Raw genomic sequence first — 17,061 nt, forward strand, 5'->3', positions numbered from 1 at the left:
AAGACCGCTGCCGACGGTTCCGGCTTCGAGATCACGACTGATCGCGGCGAAACATTCGGCGCGGCGCGGCTGGTGCTTGCCACCGGCGTGCGCGATATCCTGCCGGATGTGCCGGGGCTTGCCGAGCATTGGGGAAAGAGCGTGCTGCACTGTCCTTACTGCCATGGTTACGAGGTGGCCGGCGGCCCGCTTGGCGTGCTGGCAACCGGCCCGATGGCTGTGCATCAGGCGCAATTGATCGCCGACTGGGGTGACGTCACGCTGTTCGCAAACGGCGTGTTCGAGCCTGACGCGGAACAGATGCTTGCGCTGGAAAGGCGAAGCGTGCGGTTCGAGCCGGGCGGGGTGGCGGAGCTGGAAAAGGATGGTTCGGGCGGGCTGATCGTCAATCTCGAAGACGGCCGCAAAGCAGGCATCAAGGCGCTGTTCACCGCACCGCGCAACACCATGGCCAGCCCGCTGGCCGAACAGCTTGGCTGTACCTTCACGGAAGGCTTTCTCGGCCCGGTGATCACCGTCGACGACCGGCAGCAGACGACCGTGCCCGGCGTCTATGCCGCCGGAGACGCGGCACGATCGATGCACAACATCGCCTTCGCCGTATCAAGTGGCGCCTTCGCGGGCGTATGCGCCCACCAATCGCTGGTTTTCGATTAGAACTCGGTTTCGCCGCCGGCAACACTGACCCGCGCACCGGCCTGGGCAAGGGCGGCGGCGATATCGCGCGGCGGCGAACGGTCGGTGGCAAGTTCGGAAAAACCCTCGAAGCCGCAGACCTGGACCAGGCCCTGACGGCCGAACTTGGTGTGGTCGGTGATGACGAGCGAGCGCTGGCCGCGCGATAGTACCATGCGGGCGATTTCCGCCTCTTCCAGGTCATAGTCCATGACGCCCGTGACGGCATCGACCGCACCGGTGGAGATCACCGCATGATTGACGGAAAAGCGGCTGACGAATTCGATGGCCGAGACGCCGAAGGCTGCGCCCGAATCGCTGCGCAATTCGCCGCCGGCCATATAGACCTTGTTGCCGTTGACGGTGGCCAGCGTGCGGGCGATGTCGGAGGAGTTGGTGACCACCGTCAACCGCCGGTGGCCGAGCAGCTCGCGGGCCAGGAAAGAGGTGGTGGTGCCGGTGTCGAGCATGATCGATTCGCCGTCGCGAATGGTGGCGGCGACCATGCGGGCGATGGCGCGCTTGGCATCGGCATTCTCCCGCATGCGCCGCTCGAATGGCGCCTCGCCGGCCATCGACGGCAGGCCGACGGCGCCATGCATCTTCAGGATCGAACCGTCACTGGTCAGCGGCTTGACGTCGCGGCGCACGGTCTCCAACGAGACGCCGAGCCGGTCGGCCAGGCTGGCGATGGTGACGGTGCCCTCCTCCTGCAGGAGACGCAGGATTTCGCCATGCCGCTTCGAATGGATCATCGCGTTTCGACCAATCGGATTGTTGCGTTGCTGACCGCTTCTAAGGCAAATCGGCCACAGTATACAAGAAATCCTTGCTATTTCGGGCAATAAGACAGAAAAAGCCACAAGTTTTCGTTGACAAGCCAGCTAACAAGGCGCGACACTAGCTGGTGACAGGCTCGGAGCTGCCACGGGAGAACGATGGCAGAGCCGCATCAAAATTCGCTTGCCCGAACGTCTGGAAAATCGTCAGGCGCAAGGGAAAAGGTTTTTTTCGAATCCGCGGGGGCGGATGCCGGCGTCGAAGAACCCGGCACAGGGGCTCGTCGGTGCGGTGCGGGATACCGATCCTGGCATCCCGCACCGACGAGATCTTCGCATTGCTCCCTCCTGCCGGCCGCCATCTTTGTCTCGCCCGCGGCGTCTTGAACCCCGCCTAACGAGGGATGAACCTGTGACTGCCGAGGACCGCATCCGCGCGCTGCCCTGCTGGACCGGCAGCATCGAGATCGCGCCGCTGCCGGGTGGCCTGAGCAACGCCAACTATCTGGTCAAGGATGCGGCCGGGCGGCATGTCGTACGCTTCGGCCAGGACTTTCCGTTCCACCATGTCTTTCGCGAGCGTGAGGTGATGACCGCGCGTGCCGCCCACGCCGCCGGCTTTGGGCCGGCCGTCCGCCATACCGAGTCCGGCATCATAGTTACAGAGTATCTCGGCGCCAGGACCTTTGTCGCGGAGGATGTGCGCGCCAATGTCGGCCGCGTCGCCGCCCTGATGCGCGGCTTCCATCGGGAGATGCCCAATCACGTCTCCGGCGCCGGCTTCATGTTCTGGGTGTTCCATGTCATCCGCGACTATGCGCGCACGCTGGAGGAAGGCGGCAGCCGCATGCGAAGCGAGTTGCCGCGGCTGCTGACGCTTGCAGACGAGCTCGAACGGGCGCAGAAACTCCTGCCGATCGTCTTTGGCCATAACGATCTTTTGCCGGCCAATATTCTCGACGACGGCCACAGGCTGTGGCTGATCGATTTCGAATATGCCGGTTTCAACACGGCGATGTTCGACCTTGCCGGCGTCGCCTCGAATGCCGGCATGAGCGACGAGGAGTCCTTCGCCTTCCTGACCGCCTATTTCATGAAGGAGCCGGACGAGGCGATCCGCCGCTCGCATGCGGCCATGCAATGCGCATCGCTGCTGCGCGAGGCGATGTGGAGCATGGTTTCCGAGCTTTATCTCGACGCGCCCGGCATCGACTACGTCGCCTATACCGACGAAAACCTGACACGGCTGGAAGCGGCGCTGGAAAACTACAGAACAAAATACGGACAAAAATCATGACATTGCCCGCCCATGCCGAGATCGTCGTCATCGGCGGCGGCATTATCGGCTGTTCGACGGCCTATCATCTGGCGCGTGACCACAAGGCCGATGTCGTGCTTTTGGAACAGGGCAAACTGACTTCTGGCTCCACATGGCATGCGGCAGGGCTGGTCGGACAGTTGCGCTCGTCGGCCTCGATCACCCGCGTGCTGAAATATTCGGTCGATCTCTACAAAGGGCTGGAAGCCGAAACCGGGCTGGCCACCGGCTGGAAGATGACCGGGTGCCTCAGGCTCGCCACCAATGCCGACCGCTGGATCGAGTATAAGAGGCTGGCGACGACGGCGAAAAGCTTTGGCATGGACATGCAGTTGCTGTCGCCGGCCGAGGTCAAGACAATGTGGCCGCTGCTGGAAACCGGCGATCTCGTCGGCGCCAGCTGGCTGCCGACCGATGGCCAGGCAAGCCCTTCCGACATCACGCAGTCGTTGGCCAAAGGCGCGCGCATGCATGGCGCCAGACTTTTCGAGGATGTGCGCGTCACCGGCTTCGACTTGAGGGATGGCCGCATCACCACGGTTAAGACCAACAGGGGTGATATCACCTGCGACAAGGTGGTAAACTGTGCCGGGCAATGGGCGCGGCAGGTGGGTGCGCTAGCCGGCATCAACGTGCCGCTGCAGCCGGTGAAGCACCAGTACATCATCACCGAAAAGATCGACGGGTTGGCGACCGATGCGCCGACGATTCGCGACCCCGACCGCCGCACCTATTTCAAGGAGGAGGTCGGCGGGCTGGTGATGGGCGGCTATGAGCCGAACCCGCAAGCCTGGACGACCGACCTTCCCGGTGGCGACGTCCCTGATGACTGGGAGTTCCGGCTGTTCGACGACGATTACGATCATTTCGAGCAGCATATGGACCAGGCGATTGCGCGGATTCCGGCGCTCGAAACCGTCGGCGTCAAGCAGATGATCAACGGCCCCGAGAGTTTCACGCCCGACGGCAATTTCATCCTCGGCGTGGCGCCCGAATGCGCCAACATGTTCGTCGGCGCCGGCTTCAACGCCTTCGGCATCGCGGCCGGTGGCGGCGCCGGCTGGGTGCTGGCGCAATGGGTGGTCGACGGCGAGGCGCCACTCGACCTGTGGGTGGTCGATATCAGACGCTTTTCCGACCTGCAGCGCGACCGGCTATGGGTCCGCGACCGCACGCTGGAAGCCTATGGCAAGCACTACACGATCGGCTTCCCGCATGAGGAGTATGTCACGGGCCGGCCGCGGATCGTGTCGCCGCTCTATGAACGGCTGCAAAAGCACCGCGCTGTGTTCGGCTCGAAGCTCGGCTGGGAGCGGCCGAACTGGTTCGCGCCCGAAGGCGTGGAGTCAAAAGACGTCTATTCGATGGGCCGCCAGAACTGGTTTTCGCCGGTCGGCGACGAGCACCGGCAGGTGCGCGAGAACGTCGGCATCTTCGACCAGTCATCCTTCGCCAAATACGAGATGACCGGCGCGGACGCGCTGAAGGCGCTCGACTGGATCTGCGCCAACGACATCAACAAGCTGGTAGGCCGGTTGACCTACACGCAGCTTCTCAATACGCGCGGAGGCATCGAGGCCGACCTGACCGTGGCGCGGCTCGGCGAAGAACGATTCTACGTTGTCACCGGCACCGGTTTCAGGACGCATGATTTCTCATGGATCGGCGACCATGTCGGCAAGGAGCTCGACGTGACGCTCACCGATGTCACCGAGCATTTCGGCACGCTGTCGCTGATGGGGCCGCGTGCCCGCGACGTGCTGGCTGCGGTGACCGATGCGGACGTGTCGAACACCGCTTTCCCGTTCGGCCATGTGCGGGAAATCTCCATCGCCGGCCACACTATCCGGGCGCTGCGCATCACCTATGTCGGCGAGCTTGGCTGGGAACTGCATGTGCCGATCGCAGCAACGGGCGAGATTTTCGACACGCTGATGGCCGCAGGCAGGACATACGACATCCGCCCGGTCGGCTACCGGGCGCTGGACTCGCTGCGGCTGGAAAAAGGCTACCGCGCCTGGGGCTCCGACATTACGCCCAACGACACGCCGCAGGAGGCCGGCCTCGGCTGGGCGGTGAAACTCAGAAAGAACACGGATTTCCTCGGCAGGCGGGCGCTGGAAAGCATCAGCGGCGCCGCACCGAAAAAACGCTTTGCCGGCTTTACGGTCGATGATTGCGAGATCGTGCTGCTCGGGCGCGAGACGATCTTGCGCAACAACGAGCCGGTCGGCTACCTGACCAGCGGCGGCTATGGCTACACCATTGGCAAAAATATCGGCTATGGCTACGTGCGCAACGCCGATGGCGTCAGCGACGATTTTCTCGCCTCCGGCGATTACGAGCTGGTGGTCGCGATGCAGCGGACGCCGGCAAAGATCCACCTCGAGCCGCTTTACGATCCGGCGGGAGAAAAGATCAGAGCCTAGAGCGGTTCAACTTTTGATAGCACCGCCGAACCGCTCTAAGTGTTTGTTTTTACGCAATTCCGGACGGAAAACCGCTACGCACTTTTCCTGGAATTGCTCTAGATCAGTTCACGCGCAGAACGAGGCCACGGCTGGGCACAGTGTCCGCCTCACCCGGCATAGACACATAGGGCGACGTCTCCTCGGCGCGCGCGACGATGCCCTTCGCCTCAAGGTCGGCAATTCGTGCGGAAAAACCGGCTTCCCACAGCGTGTTCTTGACCGTCAGCACAATCACCCCGCCCGGCCGGCAGATGCGGATCAGTTCGTCCAGCCCCTCAGCGCCGACATGGCCCGAGGTGAAGACGCCGGCCGATATGATGCCGGCATAGGCATTATCCGCGAAAGGCAGCGGCCCGCCGAGCGCCAGGCAGTGAAGCGCCGAATAGACGCCCTTGCGCTCCGCCTTTGCCAGCATTCCCGCCGAGATGTCGAGTGCATCGACATGCGGATAGCCTGTGATGACAAGCCATTCGCCAATCAGCCCGGTGCCGGCCCCGGCATCGAGGAGCGGCGCCGCGCCGCGCGGCAAATGGCGGGCAAGCAGGGCAAGGCAGATGGTCGGATGGCGATAACCGGCCGCCGACATGTCTGCGTCGTAGGTGTCGGACCAGCGGTCGTAGAGCGCTGCCACGTCCTCTGGCCGCTTCGCTGCATAGGCTGCAGCGAGCGCACCCTCATTTTTCCTGTCCGCCATCGCAGTCCTATCCGCAAAATCTAAATGCTGCAGCGTCCTTTGCGCGTCCAACAGGGACGCACGGCGCTGGAGTGAATCGCATGTCGGCGATGATAGCCAAACGGTGAAATTTGTGGAACCGTCGTCGCCACAAATTAAAGACGCAAAAGAGGGCGGAAGCGATGGTGGACGAGGAAGCACGTGCGGCGCTTGCAGCCACTCCGATGCTGGCAAGCTACGACGGGCCCGTGGAGCGGCTTGGCGGCCTCACTAACCTCGTCTTCAGGGCTGGAGATGTCTGCCTGCGGATTCCCGGCAAGGGCACAGAGGAGTATATCAACCGCGCCAACGAGGCGGTGGCGGCACGGGAAGCCGCCAAGGCCGGCGTCAGCCCCGAAGTGCTGCACGTCGACGGCGAGACAGGCGTGATGGTGACGCGTTTCGTCGCCGGAGGCGAGACGATGTCGCCGGAAAAATTCAGGACCCGGCCGGGCAGTCCGGCCCGTGCCGGCAAAGCCTTCCGCAGATTGCATACATCCGGCGCCGTGTTTCCCTTCCGCTTCGAGCTTTTTGCGATGATCGACGACTATCTGAAGGTGTTGTCGACCAAGGACGTCGCCCTGCCCGCCGGCTACCACGACGTGGTGCGCGAGGCGGAAACCGTGCGCTCGGCGCTTGCCGCGCATCCCCTGCCCCTCGTCGCCTGCCACTGCGATCCGCTGTGCGAAAACTTCCTCGATACGGGCGACAGGATGTGGATCGTCGACTGGGAATATTCCGGCATGAACGATCCGCTCTGGGATCTTGGCGACCTCAGCGTCGAAGGACAGTTTGATACGGCGCAGGAGGAAGAGATGATGCAAGCCTATTTCGGCGGCGAGCCAACGCCGGCGGAGCGCGGCCGCGTTGTCGTCTACAAGGCGATGTGCGACCTGCTGTGGACGCTGTGGGGGCTGATCCAGCTAGCCAACAGCAATCCGGTCGACGATTTCCGCGCCTATGCCGACGGGCGTTTTTCGCGCTGCAAGGCGCTGATGGAGACAGCCGACTTCTCAAGACATCTGGCGGCGGTGCGCGCAGGTTAGGTACTCTGGACCTAATTTACGCCTTTCGGCACGTTTTCGGGCGGCACGGTGTCGACCACCTTCTGGCGATGGAAGATAAACAGGCCGGCCAGCACGATGATGCCCGAGCCGATCAGGATGCGCGGGCCGGGCATGTCGCCGAAGAAGGCCAGCCCGAAGATGACGGCCCACAGCAGCAGGCTGTAATGCAGCGGCGCCAGCGTCGAGGCGGGCGCCAGCTTCAGCGCCCTGGTGATCATCAGATGCGCGCCGCAGGAGACGATGCCGAGAAGCAGCATGGCGCCGAAATCGAGCGAGGACGGCGTCTGCCAGTTGCCGATGGTGAGAACCCCGCCGACCAGCAGCGTGCCGATGGTCTGCCAGGTAACGAGCGAGGTGTCGCTGGTGCCACGCAGCCGCCGGTTGAGGATGATGGCGAAGGCGAATGAAATGCTTCCGGCCAGTGCAAAGGTCGACGACAGCGAAAACGCGGCCGAGGACGGTTTGAGCATGATCAGCACGCCGCAGAAGCCGACCAGGATCGCCATCCAGCGGCGCCAGCCGACCTTTTCACCGAGCAACAGGTGGGACAAGGCCGCAACGTAGATCGGCCCCGCCATGTAGAAACTCATGACGTCGGCGAGCGGCAGGTAGACGACAGCGGCATAAAACAGCGCCGTGTCGAGCGTCGTCATGACGACGCGCAAGACCTGCAGCTCAGGCCGCTCCATGCGGAACAGCTTGGCCGTACCTTGACGCGCGATCATCGGGCCGAGCACGAAAAAGGCGCCGATCGAGCGGATCAGCACCACCTGGCCGACGGAAAAGCTGGCGACCAGCCATTTGCCCATCGCATCGTTCAACGCAAACAGGAAGTCGCCGGCCAGCATCAGCAGAATGCCAGCCAAAAGCACGTTCCTGATCGTCGAATTCTGGGCTGTTGGCTGTGCCATGCCGATGTCGCTTCCTCCCGCATGAAAGCTCGGTGAGCAGCGTCGTAGACGCAAGCAGCCGCTTTGACGAGCGCAAATCGGGAACCCGGCCAGACCAGAGCCGGAAATCGGCTGGGCCTATACTAGAGCGGCGAACCTTCAAATCGAATCGTGCCGCCGCTCTATTTCTATTTGAGCATCGGATTTTCCCAGAACCGGTACCCACTTTTGGTTCCGATGCTCTACATCGCCGCTTGAACGGCCTACTTTGGCCGTGGCCGGAGGATGACCGGACGATAGATCACCGGCCGGTCCCAAGGATCGAAAGCCGACGCGCTTCTCAGTTCCGCGCGCCGCGCGAGATCGATGCGCTGCAGGCATTCCGCGAAGGCATCATTCTTTCTGGCGAAGCCGTAGGACCGGCATTTTGCCTCGTCCGCGGCACGACGGTCTTCTGCCGTCATGCAGCCTGCACAGATCGCCGCCAACGCGACCACCATCGCTGTCTTGTGCCACATGGTCTCCTCCTCGACATAAAACTGGAGACCGATTGTAGACTTAAGGTCGAAACCTATCAATCTGGTCGAAGCGTGCGGCTTGATGCAGCTCCAACGTGCTATTGGGCCTGCCATTGTTGGGGCGGACGATGCCTGCGGTTCACCGTTCCCGGCCGTCCCGAGATCGAAAGCCGCGTTTCCTGCCTGGCCCGCTCGGCCACCACCTTGCCCCTGGCGATGACGCAGAGGCGCTCGGGGCGCAGACGCAAGGCCTCGACCGGATCGCCGGCATCGAGGACGACGAGGCTGGCGCGCTTGCCGACCGCCAGGCCGAGATGGTCGAGGCCCATGATGGCGGCGTTGACATTGGTGACCATGTCGAAACAGCGCGCCATGTCGGCCGGGCTCGACATCTGGGCGACGTGCAGGCCCATGAAGGCGACGTCGAGCATGTCGGCGGTTCCCAGCGAATACCAGGGGTCGAGCACGCAATCCTGGCCCCAGCCGACACGGATGCCGTGGGCGAGCATCTCCTTGACCCGCGTCAGGCCGCGGCGCTTGGGAAAGGTGTCGTGGCGGCCCTGCAGCATGATGTTGATGAGCGGATTGGGAATCGCCGAGACGCCGGCCTCGGCGATCAGCGGCAACAGCTTCGAGACGTAGTAATTGTCCATCGAGTGCATCGAAGTGAGATGCGAGCCGGCGACCCTGCCCTGCAGGCCGAGGCGTTGCGTCTCATAGGCTAGCTGTTCGATATGGCGCGACAGCGGATCATCAGTCTCGTCGCAATGCAGGTCGACCATAAGGCCGCGCTTTGCCGCGATTTCGCACAGTTCCGTCACCGAACGCGTGCCGTCGGCCATGGTGCGCTCGAAATGCGGAATACCGCCGACGATGTCGACACCCATGTCGAGCGCACGAATGGTGTTGTCGCGCGCCGTCGGCGAGCGATAAAACCCGTCCTGCGGGAAGGCGACCAGTTGCAGGTCGATATAGGGCGCGACCGTCTTCTTCACGTCGAGCAGGGCTTCGACCGCCAGCAGCCTGATGTCGCAGACATCGACATGGGTGCGTATGGCGAGCAGGCCCATCGATACCGCCCAGTCGCAATAGGCGAGCGCGCGGTCGCGCACCGCCTCATGCGTCAGCAGCGGCTTCAATTCGCCCCAAAGCGAAATGCCTTCCAGCAACGTGCCAGACGCATTGATGCGCGGGATTCCCAGGGAGAGCGTGGCGTCCATGTGGAAATGCGGATCGACGAAGGGCGGCGAGACCAGATTGCCATGGGCGTCGATCGCCGTGCCCGCGGTGACGTTCAGTTCGGGCTCGATCGCCGCGATCGTCTCGCCGATGATGCCGATGTCGGCGATTGTGCCGTCGGGCAGCATGCCGCCGCGGACGATAAGGTCGAAATTCATCTGTCGTCGTCCTCTTTCAGAATCACGTTACAGCGCCGCGCGTCCTCTTGGACGCGCCAAGGACGCTGCAGCACTTTGATTTTGCGCATGATCCCCAGCGAAAATCGAATCCGATTTCCGGGGCCGTGTGCATCGTGGAGCAAAAGACAGGTTGCTGCAGCCGTTTCTTTGCGCAGCAGCGAACAGTTCCATCCGACCGCAACTCGCTCTATAAGCCGCCTTTCGTCCCTTGAGGCGAATCCGCATCGTGTGTCGCGGCGCAGCGATCGGCTTCGGGCTCAACGCCATATTCGCAACCACGGAAATCCAGTGTGAACTTGAAGTTCCTCAAAGGTGACGAACGCTCGGCAGAGAACCGGCGCCTTATCGTAAGGCTGGTCAGGGAATCCTTCCACCAGCACAAGTTTGGATACGGCGCCGCCATACTGTCGATGCTGGTGGTGGCCGCCATGACGGGCGCCAGCGCCTGGATTCTGCGCGAAATCACCAATGAGTTCGTGATCTACAAAAGAGTCGAGCGCATCAACTGGATTGCCGCGGCGGTCGCCGCGATCTTCATCGCCAAGGGCATCGCGAATTTCGTCCAAGCCTACTTCATGAGCCGCGTCGGCAACAGCATCATCGCCGACCGGCAGCGCAAGATCTACGACCGCATCCTGGCGCAAGGCATCGAGTTCTACCATTCGACTTCGTCATCCGACCTGATCACCCGCATGACCAACAATGCACAGGCCGCTCGCAGCGTGCTCGACCTCGTCGTCACGTCCTATGTGCGCGACCTGGTGACGTTGGTTGTCCTGGTGGCGGTGATGGTCTGGCAGCAGCCTGCACTGTCCCTGATCTGCTTCGTCATCGGACCCATAGCCATCTACGGCATCAACCGCATCCTGAAGCGCGTCCGCAAGATCGCCGCGCAGGAATTCCGCTCGCTAGGCCAGATCGTGCAGGTGATGCAGGAAACGGCAATCGGCGTGCGTGTCGTCAAATCTTTCGGTCTCGAAGGCGCGATGCGCAAGCGCATGCACAAGGCGGTGTCGGATGTCGAGAACCGCGCCAACAACATTGCTACACTGGAGGCTGCCACCAGCCCGGTGATGGAAACGCTTGCCGGACTGGCGATCTCCGGCGCCATTCTGGTCAGCGGCCTTCTGGTCCTGCAGGGGGGCCAGATGCCAGGCAACATCATGGCCTTCATCGCGGCGCTGCTGCTTGCCTATGAACCGGCAAAGCGCCTCGCCCGCGTGCGTATCTCGCTGGAAACCGGCATCGTCGGCGTGCGCATGATGTTCCAGCTCGCCGACCGGCCGCTGACGCTGGCCGAAAAGCCGGACGCCAAGCCGCTGCGGCCGGGGCCGGGCGAAATCCGTTTCGACAATGTCCGCTTTGCCTATCCGGAAAGCGCGCCGGTGTTCGAGGGACTCGACCTGACCCTGGCGGCAGGCAAGATGACGGCGCTGGTCGGGCCATCGGGCGGCGGCAAGTCGACCATCCTCAACCTGATCATGCGTATGTACGACCCGCAGAGCGGCAAGGTGCTGCTCGACGGTCAGGACATCTCCAACGCAACCATCGCTTCGCTCAGGGAAAAAATCGCCTATGTAAGCCAGGACACGTTCCTGTTTGCCGGCACGATCAAGCACAACATCGGGCTTGGGCGTCAGGATGCCACCGACGACGAGGTGATCGCCGCCGCCAGGGCGGCCAATGCGCATGACTTCATCACCGCCTTGGCCAAGGGCTATGAGACGGATGTGGGCGAGAACGGTGCGCTGCTTTCCGGTGGGCAGCGCCAGCGGATTTCGATCGCGCGCGCCATGCTGCGCAACGCGGAGATCCTGCTTCTCGATGAAGCGACCAGCGCGCTCGACGCTGAATCCGAGGCGCTGTTTCGCGATGCGCTACAGCAGCTGACGGTCGGGCGCACGACCATCGTCATCGCGCACCGGCTGTCGACAGTGCACCAGGCCGACACGATCGTGGTTCTGGAAGCCGGCAAAGTGGTGGAAAGCGGCCCGCACCGGACGCTGCTCAAACAGGGCGGGCTCTACCAGAAGCTTTATGAATATCAGCTGATGCCGTAGCGGCCTTTCCCTTCTCCCCTTGTGGGAAGGAAAGCGAAATTATTCCGGCACATGCCTCACAGCACCCTTGGCGGCACTGGTTGCCATCGCGGCATAGGCGCGCAAGGCCATCGTCACCTTGCGCTTGCGCTGTTCCACGGGCTTCCAGGCGGCAGCTCCCTTTGCCTCCATCGCCGCGCGGCGGGCGGCCAGTTCCGCGTCGTCGACGGCAAGCCGGATGGTACGGTTCGGGATATCGATCTCGATCGTGTCACCCTCCTGCACCAGCCCGATCAGCCCGCCTTCCGCCGCCTCCGGGGACGCATGGCCGATCGACAGGCCGGAGGTGCCGCCGGAGAAGCGGCCATCGGTGACCAGCGCGCAGGCTTTGCCGAGGCCCTTCGACTTGAGATAGCTGGTCGGATAAAGCATTTCCTGCATGCCAGGGCCGCCACGCGGCCCCTCGTAGCGGATGACGACGACATCGCCGGCCTTGATCTCGTTGGACAGGATCGCTTTGACGCTTGAATCCTGGCTTTCGAACACCCTGGCCGGCCCGGTGAATTTCAGGATCGATTCATCGACGCCGGCGGTTTTCACGATGCAGCCGTCGAGCGCAAGGTTGCCTTTCAGCACGGCAAGGCCACCGTCCTTGGAAAAGGGATGCTCGGCCGAGCGGATGACACCCTTCTCCCGGTCGAGATCGAGTTCGTCCCAGCGGCGGTCCTGACTGAAGGCGACTTGCGTCGGCACACCGCCCGGGGCCGCGAGGAAGAAATCACGAACGCTTTGACTGGTGGTGCGGGAGATATCCCAATGGTCGAGCGCTTCACCCAGCGTTCGCGTATGTATAGTCGGCAGGTCGCGGTTGATCAGCGCGGCGTTGTCGAGCTGACCGAGGATCGCCATGATGCCGCCGGCGCGGTGGACGTCTTCCATGTGCACATCGGCCTTGGCGGGGGCAACCTTGCACAGCACCGGCACCTTGCGCGACAGCGCGTCGATGTCGTCCTGGTCGAAGTTGATCTCACCCTCATGCGCTGCAGCGAGAATGTGCAGCACGGTGTTGGTCGAGCCGCCCATGGCGATGTCGAGCGTCATCGCGTTCTCGAAGGCGCCCTTCGAGGCGATGTTGCGCGGCAGCGCGGTGTCATCGTCCTGCTCGTAATAGCGCTGGGCGAGATCGACGATCAGATGACCGGCCTCGACGAACAGGCGCTTGCGGTCGGCATGGGTCGCCAGCGTCGAGCCGTTGCCGGGCAGGGAAAGACCCAGCGCCTCGGTCAGGCAATTCATCGAATTGGCGGTGAACATGCCCGAGCAGGAGCCGCAGGTCGGGCAGGCCGAGCGCTCGATGGTCTTGACGTCCTCGTCGGAGATCTTGTCGTCGGCGGCCGCGACCATGGCATCGACCAAATCCAGCGCCTGCGTCTTGCCGGCAAGCACCACCTTGCCGGCCTCCATCGGCCCGCCAGAGACAAAGACGGTCGGGATGTTGAGACGCAGCGACGCCATCAGCATGCCGGGGGTGATCTTGTCGCAATTGGAGATGCAGACCATGGCATCGGCGCAGTGCGCGTTGACCATGTACTCGACCGAGTCGGCGATCAGCTCGCGCGACGGCAGCGAATAGAGCATGCCGTCGTGACCCATGGCGATGCCGTCGTCGACGGCGATGGTGTTGAACTCTTTGGCAACGCCGCCGGCCTTTTCGATCTCGCGCGCGACCAGTTGGCCAAGATCCTTGAGGTGGACATGGCCGGGCACGAACTGGGTGAAGGAGTTGACCACGGCGATGATCGGCTTGCCGAAATCAGAATCCTTCATGCCGGTGGCGCGCCAAAGGCCACGGGCGCCGGCCATGTTGCGGCCATGGGTTGTGGTGCGGGAGCGATAGGCAGGCATGAATTTTCCTTGGCTGGCTGGCTGCGCTCGATGGGAGCGCGGCGGCGCTGAATTCGGACCGCAGGCGTTATAGACGCCGAAGCCTGGTCTGGCCACAATTTTGCAATGCGCCAGATTTTCCCAAGAAAATTTGATGAAACTGTCGGATTGCGTGCCGCCCGGGCGTCCTTGGCAAACGGCAGGGCAAATAACACCAACGCCAAGCCAGGCCGTTTCACCGTGATAGCCAACTGCAACAGCCGAGGAGCAAGCAAATGCAAAAGATCACCCCCTGCCTGTGGTTTGACGACCAGGCCGAGGACGCGATGAACCACTACATCTCCATCTTCAAGAATTCGAAGGTGCTGAGCGTGATGCGCTGGCCCAAGGGCAGCGGCGATAATGAGGGAAAGGTGTTGGTGGTCTCATTCGAGCTCGACGGCGTTCAGTTTCAGGCGCTCAACGGCGGCCCGCAATTCAAGTTCACCGAGGCAGTCTCGCTCTCCATCGACTGCAAGACGCAGGAGGAGGTCGACTATTTCTGGGACAGACTCATCGAAGGCGGTGGCGAGCCCAGCCAGTGCAGCTGGCTGAAGGACAAATTCGGCGTCTCCTGGCAGGTCGTGCCGGAGCAATTGCCGAGGCTGCTGCTTGATCCCGACCAGGCCAAGGCCGGCCGTGTCATGCAGGCGATGATGCAGATGACCAAGATCGACATCGCCAAGATCGAAGAGGCAGCCAAGGGGTGATTGAACGCGCTCGTCCCTTCTCCCCCTGTGGGAGAAGGTGGATCGGCGCGCAGCGCCGAGACGGATGAGGGGTGTTCCAGCGGAGTGAGGCGTTGGCGTTCCCTGGAACACCCCTCATCCGTCGCCTTCTCCCACATGGGAGAAGGAAGAGACCCCCTAAGCCGCCTTGTCGCGGACCTGATAATCCTTCACCGCCGCAAAGCGGATTGCCTTCCAGCGTTCGGCCTCGTAGTTGAGCGAGAAGGCGTGCTGGGCCAGGAACACCGGATCATTGTCGAGGTCGCGGGCGATGTCGCCCCGATGCGCCTCGATGAAACGATGCACCTCGGCCTTGTCGTCAGCCGATATCCAGCGGCAGACGGAAAAGCGCGACATCTCGAAATCGACGGGCAGCGTGTATTCGAAGTTCAGCCGCTCTTTCAGCACGTCGAGCTGCAGCGCGCCGACGACGCCGACGATTGCCGGCGAACCATCCTCCGGCGAGAACAGTTGCACCACACCTTCCTCGGCCATCTGGTGCAGCGCTTCCTTCAGCTTCTTGGCCTTCATCGCGTCGCCGAGGCGGACGCGGCGCAGGATTTCCGGCGCGAAATTCGGAACGCCGCGGAACAGTATCTCCTCGCCTTCGGTCAGCGTATCGCCGATGCGCAGCGTGCCGTGGTTGGGGATGCCGACGACATCGCCGGCAAAAGCCTCGTCGGCGGTGACGCGGGTACGGGCGAAGAAGAATTGCGGCGCCGACAGGCTCATCGGTTTTCCCGTGCGCACCAGCTTGGCCTTCATGCCGCGCTCGAGCTTGCCCGAGCAGACACGGACGAAGGCGATGCGGTCGCGGTGATTAGGGTCCATGTTGGCCTGGATCTTGAAGACGAACGACGTCATCTTATCCTCGGTCGCCTCGACCTTACGCGTGTCGGCCTCCTGCGCGCGCGGCGGCGGCCCGTAGGCGCCAAGCGCTTCGATTAGGTCGCGCACGCCGTAATTGCGCAGCGCCGAACCGAAATAGACCGGCGTCAGATGACCCTCGCGGAAGGAGTCGATGTCGAGCGGACGGCAGGCTTCGCGCGCCAGCTCCAGCTCCTCGATGAAGGCTTCGCGCTCGTTCTCAGGCAGCAGGCCGGCGACGCGGTTGGAATCGGGACCATTGACCGGCGTGCGTTCCTTCTCCGCGTCGCCCTTGCGCACGGCATTCAGCGCCAGATGATAGGTTCCAGAAAAGGTCTTGCCGCGGCCGATCGGCCAGGTGATCGGTGCGGTGTCCAGCGCCAGCTTCTGCTCGATCTCGTCGAGTATCTCGAACGGGTCGCGGCTTTCGCGATCCATCTTGTTGACGAAGGTAATGATCGGGATGTCGCGCAGCCGGCACACCTCGAACAGTTTTAGCGTGCGCGGCTCGATGCCCTTAGCGGCGTCGATGACCATGACCGCCGCGTCGACCGCCGACAGCGTGCGATAGGTATCGTCGGCGAAATCCTCGTGGCCGGGCGTGTCGAGCAGGTTGAAGACATTGTCCTCATACTCGAAGGTCATCACAGAGGTGACGACGGAAATGCCGCGCTCGCGCTCGATCTTCATCCAGTCCGACCGGGTCTGGATGCGATCCTTCTTGGCCTTGACCTCGCCGGCAAGCTGGATGGCGCCGCCGAACAGAAGCAGCTTTTCGGTCAGCGTCGTCTTGCCGGCGTCCGGATGCGCGATGATCGCGAAAGTGCGGCGGCGCGCCACCGCGTTCGTGATGTCTTCAGCCAATTTATGGAATCCCATGTGGTGCGCGGGCTTCTAGCAGCGCTTTTGTGGCCTGTCGAACAGTTTTGAGCGGATGGCCCTCGCCCGATCTTGAGATAGGGTTGCCGCAACGACATCAGAAGACCCGATTCGACAAAGGACCACTCCATGAGCGCAGCCAAGCAAATCATCGTTGTCGGCGCCGGCATCATCGGCGCGTCCATCGCCTGGCATCTGGCGAAGGCCGGCGCGAAGGTGACGATCGTTGCCGACAGCGGCGCCGGCGGCGTCGCCACGCCGAATTCCTTTGCCTGGATCAATGCCAGCTGGGGCAACCCGCAACCGTATTTCCGGCTGCGCACCCGCTCGATGGCCGAATGGACGCGGCTGGCACAGGACCTGCCCGGCATTCCGCTCGCCTGGTGCGGCGGCCTGTGCTGGGATCTGCCGCTAGCCGAGTTGGAAGCCTATGCCGCCGAGCACTCCGGCTGGGGTTACGGCATCGAGCGCGTCGATCGCGCGGAAGCCGCACGCATCGAGCCCAATCTTGCCGAGCTTCCCGATTTCGCCCTGCATGTGCCCGGGGAAGGCGTCGCCGAACCGGTCGCCGCCGCGCAGGCATTGCTGGCCGACGCCGAGCTGCGCGGCGCGCGGGTAATGACCGGCACGACCGTCAGTGCGCTAATACAGGCCAATGGCAGGATTACCGGCGCCGATACATCCACCGGACCGATTGCCGCCGACGAGGTGGTGATCGCGGCGGGCGGCGGCTCTCCGGCAATCGCCGCGACGGCCGGGATAAAACTGCCGATCGAG

The 17,061-nt window shown here is 63.0% G+C and carries 14 protein-coding genes; 7 read left to right on the forward strand and 7 right to left on the reverse strand.

Annotation, left to right across the window (positions count from 1 at the left end; translation table 11 throughout):
- The coding region (locus E5W87_RS07335; protein ID WP_292395390.1) for an NAD(P)/FAD-dependent oxidoreductase at window positions 1–657 on the forward strand (657 nt) is incomplete at its 5' end.
- Here the strand turns inward: E5W87_RS07335 and E5W87_RS07340 are convergent.
- Window positions 654–1,430, reverse strand: coding sequence for a DeoR/GlpR family DNA-binding transcription regulator (locus E5W87_RS07340; RefSeq protein ID WP_292395392.1), 777 nt, complete (start codon window positions 1,428–1,430; stop codon window positions 654–656). The two genes, E5W87_RS07335 and E5W87_RS07340, sit on opposite strands and share 4 nt — an antisense overlap.
- Before the next feature lie 436 nt (window positions 1,431–1,866).
- On the opposite strand from E5W87_RS07340, the gene E5W87_RS07345 reads away from it, so the two are divergent.
- Together E5W87_RS07345 and E5W87_RS07350 are read left to right on the forward strand one after the other, a co-directional pair.
- Window positions 1,867–2,751 carry a phosphotransferase family protein gene (locus E5W87_RS07345; protein WP_292395394.1) on the forward strand — a complete coding sequence of 295 codons (885 nt, stop codon included), beginning with the start codon at window positions 1,867–1,869 and terminating at the stop codon, window positions 2,749–2,751.
- Window positions 2,748–5,201, forward strand: a complete 2,454-nt coding sequence (locus E5W87_RS07350) for an FAD-dependent oxidoreductase (protein ID WP_292395396.1) — start codon at window positions 2,748–2,750, stop codon at window positions 5,199–5,201. The genes E5W87_RS07345 and E5W87_RS07350 overlap by 4 nt, the downstream gene beginning before the upstream one ends.
- 103 nt (window positions 5,202–5,304) lie before the next feature.
- Here E5W87_RS07350 and E5W87_RS07355 read toward each other — a convergent pair whose 3' ends face one another.
- Window positions 5,305–5,937, reverse strand: a complete 633-nt coding sequence (locus E5W87_RS07355; protein ID WP_292395398.1) for a class I SAM-dependent methyltransferase — start codon at window positions 5,935–5,937, stop codon at window positions 5,305–5,307.
- A gap of 161 nt (window positions 5,938–6,098) precedes the next feature.
- Here E5W87_RS07355 and E5W87_RS07360 point away from each other — a divergent pair, with 161 nt between their 5' ends.
- A complete protein-coding gene (locus tag E5W87_RS07360) occupies window positions 6,099–7,001 on the forward strand; it encodes a phosphotransferase family protein (protein ID WP_292395401.1) in 903 nt (300 codons plus the stop codon).
- Between the two features lie 11 nt (window positions 7,002–7,012).
- On the opposite strand, the gene E5W87_RS07365 is transcribed toward E5W87_RS07360, so the two are convergent.
- The 3 genes from E5W87_RS07365 to E5W87_RS07375 all read right to left on the reverse strand — a co-directional run bounded on the left by E5W87_RS07365 (window position 7,013) and on the right by E5W87_RS07375 (window position 9,827).
- The gene (locus tag E5W87_RS07365) at window positions 7,013–7,933 is read right to left on the reverse strand and encodes a DMT family transporter (RefSeq protein WP_292395403.1); all 921 of its coding nucleotides are present in this window, start codon (window positions 7,931–7,933) and stop codon (window positions 7,013–7,015) included.
- A 242-nt stretch (window positions 7,934–8,175) separates the two neighbouring features.
- A complete protein-coding gene (locus tag E5W87_RS07370) occupies window positions 8,176–8,430 on the reverse strand; it encodes a hypothetical protein (protein ID WP_292395406.1) in 255 nt (84 codons plus the stop codon).
- Window positions 8,431–8,528: 98 nt separating this feature from the next.
- Window positions 8,529–9,827: an amidohydrolase family protein gene (locus tag E5W87_RS07375; RefSeq protein ID WP_292395408.1), complete on the reverse strand. Its 1,299-nt coding sequence runs from the start codon at window positions 9,825–9,827 to the stop codon at window positions 8,529–8,531.
- Window positions 9,828–10,144: 317 nt separating this feature from the next.
- Between E5W87_RS07375 and E5W87_RS07380 the strand changes: the two genes are divergently transcribed.
- Complete coding sequence (locus E5W87_RS07380; RefSeq protein ID WP_367118803.1) at window positions 10,145–11,908, forward strand: ABC transporter ATP-binding protein; 1,764 nt, start codon at window positions 10,145–10,147, stop codon at window positions 11,906–11,908.
- A 39-nt stretch (window positions 11,909–11,947) separates the two neighbouring features.
- Here the strand turns inward: E5W87_RS07380 and ilvD are convergent, their stop codons facing one another.
- Entirely contained in the window at window positions 11,948–13,792 is a 1,845-nt protein-coding gene (ilvD, locus tag E5W87_RS07385; RefSeq protein WP_292395412.1) for a dihydroxy-acid dehydratase, read from the reverse strand.
- A 254-nt stretch (window positions 13,793–14,046) separates the two neighbouring features.
- Here ilvD and E5W87_RS07390 point away from each other — a divergent pair, with 254 nt between their 5' ends.
- Window positions 14,047–14,520, forward strand: a complete 474-nt coding sequence (locus E5W87_RS07390) for a VOC family protein (RefSeq protein WP_292395414.1) — start codon at window positions 14,047–14,049, stop codon at window positions 14,518–14,520.
- A gap of 156 nt (window positions 14,521–14,676) precedes the next feature.
- Here the strand turns inward: E5W87_RS07390 and E5W87_RS07395 are convergent, their stop codons facing one another.
- Entirely contained in the window at window positions 14,677–16,269 is a 1,593-nt protein-coding gene (locus E5W87_RS07395) for a peptide chain release factor 3 (RefSeq protein WP_164897950.1), read from the reverse strand.
- Window positions 16,270–16,413: 144 nt separating this feature from the next.
- Here E5W87_RS07395 and E5W87_RS07400 point away from each other — a divergent pair.
- Window positions 16,414–17,061: FAD-binding oxidoreductase (locus E5W87_RS07400; protein ID WP_292395417.1), on the forward strand; the 648-nt coding region annotated here is incomplete at its 3' end.

The organism is Mesorhizobium sp. (assembly GCF_004962925.1).
GTDB lineage: Bacteria > Pseudomonadota > Alphaproteobacteria > Rhizobiales > Rhizobiaceae > Mesorhizobium.